Consider the following 13010-nt stretch of genomic DNA (forward strand, 5'->3'; position numbering starts at 1 on the left):
AAATTGTTCGTATGTCACAATCTGTAAATTAAGTTAAAACAAGAGATTTATATATTCAGAATAAAGACGACCTTTTATTATCAATATTCAATCCCTTTATTATCATATCTATAATTAAAATCAAGCACTAAATCTTCATTAATAGATTCAATCTCAAAATCAGAAAAATCTTCTTCCGATATAATTTTAGCAGTTGATATTATTGATGACTTAAATGTCCTTTCTACACTTATATTTTTTGTATCAAAATAATGATATTCTTTATCATCACTATCATAGTACATTGTGTCTTCATCATCTGTTAAAATATCAACAGATACAAAGACATCTGCATAGACTTCTATTGTAACAATATCATCATTTATATCAATAATTTTATACTGTAAATCATTAACTATTACTTTTTCTATTTCTATATCATAGATATTTTCAGTAAAAATAACAGTCCCATAGTATAAAGACACATCATCTAAATTATTCTCAAACCATGATTTAAACTCATTCTCAAATTCATCTTTAGTATCTTCAAACATTTTTTCAATAATAATTTTTTTCCTCTGTAATAATAATAGATTAATATTATTGATATAATCTTCATAATTATCAGAAAAATTTAAATTATTTTCATTACAATTCAAGAAATCTCTATCTGTTGAAAAAACTTTTATAGGAGTAGTTAATTTCTGCCCTTTAAAATATTCCTTTATTAACTCTATACTAAAAGCATCAGGAAATTCTGCTTTTTTATTTCCATCACTAAAAGGAGGAATCGTATTAAAATATTTCTTAAATACATTGCCAATATTTAAACTTGTGTATGGAATTTTCTTTATTATGTTTTTATTGATTAATTCATCTATTTCTTTTTTGAATGACTCAATAAGTTCTTTTTTATCAAATTTAGAAAAGAAGGTATCAAAAGAATCATTATTCCTCAGAACTCTGTGCTCTTTTTCAAATTTTCTTTTTGCAGAGAGAGCTAAACCTATGTCTTTGGCAAAATTAGCTAATATTTCTTCATAAGTTATTTCAGTAATATATAGATCAATTTCTCCCTTTTTGCTTAAATTATTCAGACTTTTTATTTTATTTCCGTGAAGAAAGTTTTCTTTTATAAAAATACTTGTATCTAAAACAACTATATCTTTCATATCTGTTTATTTTTCTGCAAATATACAACTAAAAACCAAAAAGGCAAGCCTTAGCTTGCCCTTTTAGTTCTTTATTTTGAAAGATACATCTTCCTCCTCGTATAAATCTCATAGAAAGCATCATCTTTAAGGCTATCTATAAATAAAATGCTTTCGCCAGTAGATTTCATTTCAGGCCCTAGCTTCTTATCTACATTCGGGAATTTGTTGAACGAGAACACAGGTTGCTTAATAGCAAAACCCTCTAAGTGCGGATTGAAATGGAAATCAGTGAGTTTCTTCTCGCCAAGCATTACCTTGGTAGCGTAGTTCACATACGGCTCTTGGTAGGCCTTAGAGATAAACGGCACCGTACGCGAAGCTCGTGGGTTTGCCTCAATGATATACACGACATCGTCTTTTACGGCAAACTGCACATTGATAAGTCCTACCGTATTGAGTGCCAAGGCTATTTTATGAGTATGGTCTTTTATTTGTTGCAACACGAACTCACCCAAATTGAATGGTGGCAAGGTAGCATTACTATCGCCTGAGTGAATACCACAAGGCTCTATATGCTCCATAATACCAATGATATACACATTCTCGCCATCGCATATTGCATCAGCTTCAGCTTCTATGGCGCCGTCAAGATAATGGTCGAGTAGAAGCCTGTTATTAGGTATCTTGCGCAAGAGGTCTACCACGTGGGCTTCTAATTCTTCTTTGTTAATCACAATCTTCATACCTTGCCCACCCAAAACGTACGAAGGACGCACGAGTAATGGGAAGTCGAGTTCATCGGCGAGTTTGAGCGCCTCATCAGCAGTTTCAGCTACACCAAAACGTGGATAAGGAATATTATTCTCTTTCAGCAGAGTTGAAAAACTACCTCTATCTTCTGCCAAGTCGAGCGACTGGAAGCTAGTACCTATAATTTTAATGCCGTATTTATCTAATTTCTCAGCCAATTTCAGTGCTGTTTGTCCGCCAAGTTGTACAATTACCCCCTCTGGCTTTTCGTGTTGAATAATATCATAGATGTACTCCCAGAACACAGGCTCAAAATAGAGTTTATTAGCGGTATCAAAGTCGGTAGAAACGGTCTCAGGGTTGCAGTTAATCATTATGGTTTCATAACCACACTCTTCGGCAGCCAATACCCCGTGCACACAGCAGTAGTCGAACTCAATACCCTGTCCTATGCGATTAGGACCTGAACCGAGTACTACCACCTTTTTGCGGTCGGTTACTACGCTGTCGTTGGCTACGTATTCCTTGCCGTCAGCGGTGCGGATAGGTGCCTCGAAAGTAGAATAATAATAAGGGGTTTGTGCCTTAAACTCAGCAGCACAAGTATCTACCAATTTAAACACGCGACGTATGTTCAGTTCCTCGCGTTTCTTGTGCACCTCGCTCTCCCAACAGCCCACCATATAGGCAATTTGTCGGTCGGCAAAGCCTTTTTGTTTGGCTTCAAAAAGGAGTTCTTTAGGTAGAGTGTCTATTTTGTAGCGTGATATTTCTTTTTCGAGCGCACATAGTTCTTCGTATTGTTTAAGGAACCACATATCTATCTTGGTGATTTCGTGTATACGGCTCAGCGGAATACCCATCTGTACCGCATCGTATATCACGAATACCCTATCCCAGCTTGGGTAAGTTAGTTTCTCAATAATCTGTTCGTAGTTCTTATAGCCTTTGCCGTCAGCTCCCAAACCGTTGCGTTTGATTTCGAGCGATTGGGTTGCTTTCTGCAAAGCCTCTTGGAAAGAACGCCCAATACCCATTACCTCACCTACCGACTTCATTTGCAAGCCAATAGTGCGGTCAGAGCCTTCAAACTTGTCAAAGTTCCAACGCGGTATTTTCACAATCACATAATCTAATGTAGGCTCAAAGAAAGCTGAGGTAGATTTGGTAATTTGGTTTTGCAGTTCATCTAAATGGTAACCAATAGCCAGTTTGGTAGCAATCTTAGCAATAGGATAACCTGTAGCCTTAGAAGCCAAAGCCGAAGACCGCGATACACGTGGGTTAATTTCAATAGCGATAATATCTTCTTTTTCATCAGGCGATACCGCAAACTGCACATTGCAACCGCCGGCAAAATCGCCTATACTGCGCATCATCTTAATAGCCATATCGCGCATACGTTGGAAAGTGCGGTCTGATAGAGTCATCGCAGGGGCTACGGTAATAGAATCCCCAGTGTGGATACCCATAGGGTCCATATTTTCAATGGTACAGATAATGGCCACATTGTCGTTTTTGTCGCGCAAAAGTTCAAGCTCGTACTCTTTCCAGCCTAAAAGCGCCTTATCGATAAGCACCTCGTGGATAGGCGAGGCTTCCAAACCGCGATTGAGAAGCATATCAAAATCTTCTTTTTTATAGACGATAGAAGCTCCTGTACCGCCCAAAGTAAAGGACGGACGTATTACGAGTGGAAAACCAAAGCGTTGCGCGATTTCTTTTCCTTTAAGGAAAGAAGTAGCCGTTTCAGACGGAGCCATAGGGATACCGATTTCATCGAGCAACACGCGGAACTTCTCGCGGTCTTCAGTGATTTGTATGGCATCAATATCTACCCCGATGATTTCAACCCCAAAGTCTTTCCAGATGCCTTTTTCGTCAGCCTCAATACAAAGGTTGAGGGCTGTTTGTCCGCCCATTGTAGGGAGAACAGCATCTATTTCGGGGTGAGCTTTTAGAATTTCCACTAATGATTTAGTGGTGAGAGGTTTCAGATAGACCACATCAGCCATAGACGAGTCGGTCATAATGGTAGCAGGGTTAGAGTTAATAAGTATGGTTTTGATACCATCTTCGCGCAAAGAGCGCAACGATTGCGAGCCTGAGTAGTCAAACTCGCAGGCTTGTCCGATGATAATAGGTCCTGACCCAATGAGCAGAACACAATGTAGGTCGTTTCTTTTAGGCATTTTTATATAGATATTGTGTGTTTTATTAAAAAAATAGCTACATTTTTCAAAAGAAAAACATAGCTATTGTATTATTAGAAAAGAATATCCCACCGTATCTCTTGAGAGTACTGCTTAAAGGGGTACAAGGGAGGGCTTGTGGCGTGATATTCATTTAACAATTAATAATTGAAAATTAAAAAGAGCGAAAAACGGGTCTCGAACCCGCGACCTCAACCTTGGGAAGGTTGCGCTCTACCAACTGAGCTATTTTCGCTTATCTTGTTTTAGTAAATTTGTAACTGATTGGTTTTCCATTTACGGGGGCAAAGGTACAAATTATTTTAAGAAAAGCAAAAAATAGGAGAGAAGAGGATAACAAAAAGGAAACCCTGCTAAGCTATGATGAAATTAATGTTAAATCAAGTGAAGCTATTGTCACTCTCATATATTTCATTTGTTAGGTGTATTTAGGTGTAGAAAGAATTTAGTATAATAAAGTTATTTCTTTAAGAGAAAAAGTCTTTATAACCCCTTGTTCCGTTTCTACAATTAATTTCCCAGAAGGTTCCACACCTCTTATAATGCCTGAAAAGTTCTTTTCTTGGCAAGAACGGAAAACGGATACTCTATTTAGTTGGAATAGGTACTTCTGGTAAATAGTATAAATGCTTTCGAAAGACTGTTGAGGAAGTGTAGAAAGGTTTGATTTTAATTCAGAAAAGATTAGTTTCATCACTTGTTCTACTTGAAAATCTTTGCCAGTTAATTTTTTTAAAGAAGAGGCTTTAGGTAAGCCATCGAAACTTGTTTGGTTAAGATTGAGCCCAATACCGATTATACATTTCTCAATTTTAGTTTTTCTAATAGTATTTTCTATTAATATTCCGCCTATTTTGTAACGTTGAGAAAGGATATCATTAGGCCATTTAATATTTATATTAGGAATGTTTAATTTCTCTAATACTTTCATTATTGCAATAGGTACAAGCATATTGAGCAAAAAAGCATCTTTTAAATCTAAATGCTCAGGAAGGAATAAAATACTAAAAGTAAGATTCTGATAGGGTTCACTTGTCCATTTTGTTCCATATTGTCCTATACCTGCAGTTTGTTGAGGAGTCCAGACTACTAAAAAATTAGGAAGAGAATCCTGAATATGTATTAAATTTTTTAAGTACTGATTAGTAGAATCAATGCTTTTTAAGGTAATGATGTTCATAAAAAGTAAAAAATAGTTATAAAAATTTGGTAGTATAAAAAAATGTAGTACATTTGCACCCGCAAAGTCAGAATAAGACATAACAAAATAGATGGCGAGGTAGCTCAGGTGGTTAGAGCGTTGGATTCATAACCCAAAGGTCACGGGTTCAAATCCCGTCTTCGCTACTAAGATTAAACAAAAGAAAATGAGTGGTTTATATTTGTAAATCACTCTTTTTTTATGCCTGAATTTACAAAAAACAAAACACATAGGAAACGCATACACTATGAAAAACAAAAGTCTCTACTCTAAACTCTGAATTTATAATGTAATAATGATGTTGCCACTTGGTAGGGACGGGTTCAAAAATCGTGCCATTCAAGTAGTTACGAAAGAGTATGATGATTAACTTTCTTAAAGATATTCTGCAAAGTATGTTTTATATGATGCTATGAGGCAAAAGGCAACTGGATTATAGGAGTAGTGTTTGATAGTGGAATGGGCAGGTACTAAAAAAATCCTTTTTTTATTTTTTCATTACAATTATCTTTCGTACTTTTACGCCCTAAATTTAACTAATTACTAATATTTGTATGGATAAAATGATGTTATATTTACCGTTAGTCCTTGCTATTCTTGGACTTATCTTTATGATTGTGAAGGCTTCGTGGGTGAACAAACAAACCACAGGCAATGAGCGAATGCAAAGTATTTCCAAAAGTATCAAAGAAGGGGCAATGGCATTCCTCAATGCTGAGTACCGCATTTTGGGTATTTTTGTGATTATTGCTTCTATTGCTCTATTTATTGTTTCTCGTATGGTAGAAACTTCTCACTGGCTTATTGTAGTAGCTTTTGTGTGTGGAGCTTTCTTCTCTGCCTTAGCGGGAAATATTGGGATGCGTATTGCTACCAATGCTAATGTACGCACTACCGAAGCAGCTCGCACTAGCTTGCCAAAAGCTTTGAGAGTATCCTTTGGAGGTGGTACTGTAATGGGATTAGGAGTAGCAGGTTTAGCTGTATTGGGCTTGAGCTTGTTCTTCATTCTTTTTGTAAACACTTTTGTAGGAGGAGGCAAACCTTTCTACGACGAAATGACTCTCGTACTCGAAGCCTTAGCAGGTTTCTCACTTGGTGCTGAGTCTATTGCGCTCTTTGCTCGTGTAGGTGGTGGTATTTACACCAAAGCTGCCGACGTAGGGGCTGACCTCGTAGGTAAAGTAGAAGCTGGTATCCCTGAAGACGACCCTCGTAACCCTGCTACTATTGCTGATAACGTAGGTGATAACGTAGGTGACGTAGCTGGTATGGGTGCTGACTTGTTTGGCTCTTATGTGGCTACTGTACTTGCTTCAATGGTATTGGGTAACTATGTGATTAAAGATATAGCAACTGCCAATGGTGGTGCTTTCACCGATGCTTTCGGTGGTTTAGGACCTATCTTATTGCCGTTAGTAATTGCTGGTGTAGGTATCATTGCTTCAATTATTGGTACTTTCTGTGTAGGTATCAAAAACAACGACGCTAAAGAAAAACAAGTACAAAGTTCACTAAATACAGGTAACTATGTAGCTTTAGCACTTACTTTAGTAGCTTGCTATTTCCTTATCAAATATATGTTGCCCGAAACTATCCAAATGAGTTTCTTTGGTGAAGGCGTAAAAGAAATCGCAAGTATCAATGTATTCTACGCTACTATCGTAGGTTTGGCAGTAGGCTTACTCATTTCTGCTATTACTGAACACTTTACTGCTTTGGGTAAAAAACCGGTATTGAATATTGTTCGCAATTCATCTACTGGAGCTGCTACCAATATTATTGCAGGTTTAGCTACTGGTATGAAATCTACCTTTGGTTCTGTATTGCTTTTTGCTGTAGCTATTTGGGGTTCTTACTCTTTAGCTGGCTTCTATGGTGTAGCAATTGCAGCATCTGCAATGATGGCTACTACTGCTATGCAATTGGCTATCGATGCTTTTGGTCCTATTGCCGATAACGCTGGTGGTGTAGCCGAAATGAGTGAATTGCCAAAAGAAGTACGTCAACGTACTGATATTTTAGACTCAGTAGGTAATACTACTGCTGCGGTAGGTAAAGGATTTGCCATTGCTTCAGCAGCTCTTACTGCTTTAGCTTTGTTCGCTGCTTATGTAACCTTTACAGGCATTTCTGGTATCAATATTTTCAAAGCGAATGTATTAGCTGCCTTGTTTATCGGAGGTATGATTCCGGTAATTTTCTCAGCCTTGGCAATGCAATCAGTAGGGAAAGCTGCTATGGATATGGTGAACGAAGTACGTCGCCAATTCCGTGAAATTCCTGGTATTATGGAAGGTAAAGGTACTCCTGAGTACGGCAGATGTGTAGATATTTCTACCAAAGCTGCTTTACGCGAAATGATGTTACCTGGTGCCATTACTATCATCACTCCTATTATTATCGGTTTTGTGATGGGTGCTGAAGCTCTTGGTGCTTATATGGCTGGTGTAGCTGTATCAGGAGTTGTATGGGCTATCTTCCAAAACAACGCTGGTGGTGCTTGGGATAACGCTAAAAAATCATTTGAAGCAGGTGTTGAAATCAACGGACAAATGACTTACAAAGGTTCTGACGCTCACAAAGCTGCTGTTACTGGTGATACTGTAGGTGACCCATTCAAAGATACTTCAGGTCCTTCAATGAATATCCTTATCAAACTCACTTGCTTGGTAGGTTTAGTAATCGCTCCTATCTTGGGCGGACACACTGCTGATGCTTCAGGTACTCCTATAGAAGCTCAAATCAGCCAAGGTGAAGGTGAGGAAATGATGCCTGTAGACGAAGTAGTAGTAATAGATGGTATGCTTAACGCCGATGGTAACTTCGAGTACAATGTAGGTGATTTATTCCAATTGAGCCTTTTCGATAATACAATGTTAGAAGTAGGAAAGAACTCATCTGAAGCTCACCTCGTGAAATTGATAGAAGATAAAAGTCTTACTACTCCAGAACAGTTCAAAGAAAACTGGATTACTTTGGATAGAACTTACTTCAAAACAGGTAGCGATGAACTTACTGAAGGTTCAGAACAACAATTAAAGAACATTGTAGCTATTTTGAAAGCCTATCCTAAAGCGGCTATTCGTTTAGGAGGGTACACTGATAACACAGGTAGTGCTGAAGGTAATTTGAAACTTTCAGAAAGACGTGCTAATTCAGTGTTAAACAAATTGGTAGCATTGGGTGCTAACAAAGCACAATTGAGCGCTCAAGGTTACGGTCAAGAACACCCTATTTGCGAAGCTAACGACACCGATGAGTGCAAAGCTAAAAACAGACGTATCGACATACGTTTGACTGCTAAATAGCAAAATATTTTAGTTACTATATAACCTCAAAAGGGGTGTTTGAGGAAGTTCTTTCCTTGAACACCCTTTTTATAATCACCTAAAAACTATGAAATTACCTTTATTTTCAGCAGCTATATTACTCACTGCTTTGGTAAGCTGCAACGATTCAAAGACTTCAAAAATGACAGAAAACACAGAGAACAATCCGCTATTGGTAGAAAGCACTTTGCCTTATGGTGCTCCCGACTTCTCAAAAATTAAAGACGAGCATTACCGTCCTGCCTTGCTCAAGGGAATGGCTTTGCAAAACGAACGTATTGCTGCTATCGCTAATAGTAATGAAGCACCTACTTTTGAGAATACGATTATCGCTTTAGAAAAAAGTGGGGTAGAATTAGAACGTGCTTCAGCGGTATTCAATGCCTTAACTGAGGCAAATACTAATGATACTTTAAAAGTATTGCAAAAAGAACTATCACCTAAGTTTGCTGAACACGCTGATGGCATTCACCTGAACGAAAAACTCTTTGCGCGTATCAAAGCCTTATACGATAAACGTGAGAGCTTGAAATTAGATGCTGAATCGCTTAAATTGTTAGAAAATTACTACGAAGATTTTGTAGTAGCAGGTGCTAACCTATCGGCTACTGATAAAGAAACTCTTAAAAAGTACAATAGTGAGTTAGCTTCTTTAGAAACTGATTTCAACCAAACGCTTTTAGAAGGCTCATTGGCAGCCGCTCAAACTATCAATGGTCAGAAAGTAGCGATTGTGAATACTACTCAGCAACCGCTCCTTAGTGAATTAGCCGACCGCAACGCTCGTAAACAATTGTTTGAAGCAAGCTGGAATCGTACCGATGGGGGAGCTCATAATACTAATGATATTTTAAAACGCATTGCCTTACTACGTGCTAAAAAAGCTGAACTCTTAGGCTTTAAAAACTATGCCGAATGGAGTTTGCAACGCACTATGGCAAAAACGCCTGCTGCTATTGCTCAATTCTTTAAAGATTTAGTGCCTGCTTCAGTAGGTAAAGCCAAAGCTGAAGCTAAAGAAATACAAGCACAAATTGCCAAAACGGGAGGTAATTTTACTTTAGAGCCTTACGATTGGAACTTCTATGCCGAACAAGTTCGCAAAGCTAAATACGACCTCGATGAGAACGAAATCAAACCTTATTTTGAATTGAAAAATGCTCTTGAAAATGGTGTATTCTATGCAGCTACCAAACTTTATGGCATTACCTTTAAAGAACGCAAAGATATACCTGTATATCACCCCGATGTATTAGTGTATGAACTTTTTGAAGAAGATGGTACGCCATTAGGACTCTTCTATGGCGATTTCTTTGCTCGTGAGAGCAAACGCGGTGGTGCGTGGATGAGCAACTTTGTAAACCAATCGAAGTTATTAGGCACTAAACCTGTTATCTACAATGTGTGCAATTATGTGAAACCTGCCGAAGGTAAACCTGCTTTGCTTACTTACGACGAGCTTACAACGCTCTTCCACGAGTTTGGTCACGCATTGCACGGTTTCTTTGCTAACCAACAGTATGCAAGTTTATCAGGAACAGCAGTAGCACGCGATTTTGTGGAGTTTCCTTCGCAATTCAATGAGCATTGGGCTTTGTATCCTGAGGTACTTAAAAACTATGCAGTACATTACGAGACCAAACAACCTATTCCACAAGCACTTATTGATAAGATAAAAAAAGCGAGTACCTTCAATGAGGGGTATGCTTTTACCGAAGTTTTGGCTGCTGCCAATTTAGACTTGCAATGGCATACTATTTCTTCAGATACTATCATCAATAATGTAAGTGATTTTGAGAAGAAAGCCCTTGAAAGAACAGGCTTATGGGTGAAAGAAGTGCCCCCAAGATACCGTTCATCTTATTTTGCTCATATTTTTGGCGGAGGCTATGGAGCAGGCTATTACTCTTACCAATGGACAGAAATGCTTTGCCACGATGCCTACCAATGGTTTGAAGAAAATGGCGGACTCACTCGTGCTAATGGACAACGTTTTAGAGATTTGATACTCTCCAAAGGCAATACAATGGATTACGAAAAAATGTATTTAGCCTTCAGAGGGAAAGCTCCTGCTATTGAGCCACTACTCAAAGCACGTGGGTTGAAGTAACAAAAAAGCAGGTTATTGTAACCTGCTTTTTTGTTTTTTATAATATCTACTTTTATCCTCCAAACCAACCTTCACGGTCTAAACTACGATATTGAATAGCTTCACCTATATGATGAGGTTGAACTTCTTCTGACTTTTCTAAATCGGCTATTGTACGCGCTACTTTTAAAATACGGTCGTAGGCACGTGCAGAAAGATTGAGACGCGTCATAGCATCTTTTAGTAGGGTTAAAGAATCCGTATTTACTTTACAAAATTTCTGTATTTGTTTAGTATTCATTTGAGCGTTATAGTGAATATGTTCATATTCTTTAAAACGTTCTGTTTGGATATTTCGAGCATCTATCACCCGTTTACGGATATCATGACTACTTTCACCTTTTCTATCATCTGAAAGTTTTTCAAAGGGTACAGGATTTACTTCTATATGAATATCTATTCTATCTAATAGAGGTCCTGAAATTTTACTTAAATAGCGTTGCATTTCAGCAGGTGTAGAAGTAACAGGAGCATCGGGGTCGTTAAAATACCCGCTTGGACTTGGATTCATACTTGCTACTAACATAAATGAAGCGGGGTAAGTAACTGAAAACTTTGCTCTAGAAATAGTAACTTCTCTATCTTCTAAAGGTTGTCGCATTACCTCGAGAACAGCTCTTTTGAACTCTGGTAACTCATCAAGAAAAAGTACTCCATTATGTGCGAGAGAAATTTCACCTGGTTGAGGATAAGTACCTCCTCCTACGAGAGCTACGTCAGAAATAGTGTGATGAGGACTACGGAAAGGGCGATGGCTCATTAAGCCTGTGTCCTTAATGCGTCCTACTACACTGTGTATTTTAGTAGTTTCAAGAGCTTCGTGAAGTGTCATCGGAGGAAGAATGCTAGGTAAACGCTTAGCAAGCATTGTTTTTCCTGAACCAGGAGGGCCTATTAAAATAACATTATGTCCACCAGCAGCAGCTATTTCCATACAACGTTTTACAGTTTCTTGACCTTTTACATCTGCAAAGTCAAATTCAGGAGATTCTAAATCTCTGTAAAACTCTTTGCGTGTATCTATTTCGATAGGTTGTAATTCTTTTTCTCCATTAAAAAAATCTATGACTTCTTTTATATTTTCTACACCATAAACGTCCAAATTATCTACTATAGCAGCTTCTTTAGCATTTTGCTTAGGAAGAATAAATCCTTTGAATCCTTCTTTGCGTGCTTGAATAGCAATGGGTAGTGCTCCTTTAATGGGTTGCAAACTGCCATCTAAGGATAGTTCTCCCATAATGATATATTTTTCTAATTCTTCACTTTGTATTTGCCCGTTAGCTGCTAAAATACCAATTGCAAAACTTAAATCATAGGCAGAACCTTCCTTACGCATATCGGCAGGAGCCATATTGATGGTTATCTTTTTACCTGGAATTTTATATCCATTGTTTTGCAGAGCAGCTGCTATACGATAATTACTTTCTTTAATAGCTATATCGGGTAATCCAACCAAATGATAGCCAATACCTTTATCGATATTTACTTCAATAGTAATTGTGCTGGCTTCTACACCAAATACAGCACTTCCGTAAATTTTTACTAACATTTCTGTGGCTAATTTTTGCACAAAGGTAAAACATTCTTTGTAAATAAGCAATTTTATTTCAAAAAATAATCTGCAATATAGTTAACAAAAGTTCAAGATAAGAGAATATAGCTCTTGCACTATAGGAAGCCGTAGCACGGCAAGGAATTACAAAGTAGATTAGAACTTTTATAAAAGATAAAAAAACGAAATTATAAATAACAAAGAAAGATGCTTTTTGCTTGAGGAAATCTTATGGTTAGCTTATAGAGAGCTTATAGGAAGCTTATACGAATCTTGGAAGATTGGTATACAAAGACTATGTAAGTGACTAAAAATGAATAGTTAAGAGTGAAGAATTAGGGGTGATTTTAGAGTAATAAAACGAAATAAAAGCAAAGAAGAGATGAAGGAAGATTTCTTAGATAAAAATTGTAGCAACGCAAAGGAGATTGAAAAATAGTATTTTGTTGTTTCGAGCTGACGTTAAGTAAGTATATAAACAAAATAACGCAGGACGTAAATCCTGCGTTATTCCGAACATAAATTTTAATACAAAATGAAACAAATTCTCGTGATCACGACAGGATTCGAACCTGTGACCGTCTGCTTAGAAGGCAGATGCTCTATCCAGCTGAGCTACGTGACCTCTATTCCAAAAAAAATATTTCAAAAATGCCACACAAAAGGAAACATTTATG

The 13010-nt window shown here is 37.5% G+C and carries 6 protein-coding genes and 3 tRNA genes; 3 read left to right on the forward strand and 6 right to left on the reverse strand.

The features are described from left to right. Positions 1–80 precede the first annotated feature (80 nt). From AM608_RS01940 to AM608_RS01955, 4 genes are all read right to left on the reverse strand, one after another. A complete protein-coding gene (locus AM608_RS01940) occupies positions 81–1151 on the reverse strand; it encodes a PIN domain-containing protein (RefSeq protein WP_053580593.1) in 1071 nt (356 codons plus the stop codon). Positions 1152–1222: 71 nt separating this feature from the next. Then, the gene (carB, locus tag AM608_RS01945; protein WP_053580594.1) at positions 1223–4075 is read right to left on the reverse strand and encodes a carbamoyl-phosphate synthase large subunit; all 2853 of its coding nucleotides are present in this window, start codon (positions 4073–4075) and stop codon (positions 1223–1225) included. Positions 4076–4258: 183 nt separating this feature from the next. Beyond that, positions 4259–4331 (reverse strand) — tRNA-Gly (locus tag AM608_RS01950). Positions 4332–4541: 210 nt separating this feature from the next. Next, positions 4542–5276 (reverse strand): biotin--[acetyl-CoA-carboxylase] ligase, encoded by a 735-nt coding sequence (locus tag AM608_RS01955; RefSeq protein ID WP_009418261.1) that lies wholly within the window; start codon positions 5274–5276, stop codon positions 4542–4544. Positions 5277–5369: 93 nt separating this feature from the next. Here AM608_RS01955 and AM608_RS01960 point away from each other — a divergent pair. From AM608_RS01960 to AM608_RS01970, 3 genes are all read left to right on the forward strand, one after another. Continuing rightward, positions 5370–5443 (forward strand) — tRNA-Met (locus AM608_RS01960). 408 nt (positions 5444–5851) lie between these two features. After that, complete coding sequence (locus AM608_RS01965) at positions 5852–8608, forward strand: sodium-translocating pyrophosphatase (RefSeq protein WP_053580595.1); 2757 nt, start codon at positions 5852–5854, stop codon at positions 8606–8608. Positions 8609–8696: 88 nt separating this feature from the next. Next, positions 8697–10739, forward strand: a complete 2043-nt coding sequence (locus tag AM608_RS01970; RefSeq protein ID WP_053580596.1) for a M3 family metallopeptidase — start codon at positions 8697–8699, stop codon at positions 10737–10739. 52 nt (positions 10740–10791) lie between these two features. Here the strand turns inward: AM608_RS01970 and AM608_RS01975 are convergent, their stop codons facing one another. Then, positions 10792–12330: a YifB family Mg chelatase-like AAA ATPase gene (locus tag AM608_RS01975; RefSeq protein WP_053581818.1), complete on the reverse strand. Its 1539-nt coding sequence runs from the start codon at positions 12328–12330 to the stop codon at positions 10792–10794. Between the two features lie 554 nt (positions 12331–12884). Next, positions 12885–12958: transfer RNA gene (locus AM608_RS01980), tRNA-Arg, on the reverse strand. Positions 12959–13010: the final 52 nt, after the last annotated feature.

It is taken from the genome of Capnocytophaga sp. oral taxon 323, from assembly GCF_001278825.1.
GTDB classification, from domain to species: domain Bacteria; phylum Bacteroidota; class Bacteroidia; order Flavobacteriales; family Flavobacteriaceae; genus Capnocytophaga; species Capnocytophaga ochracea.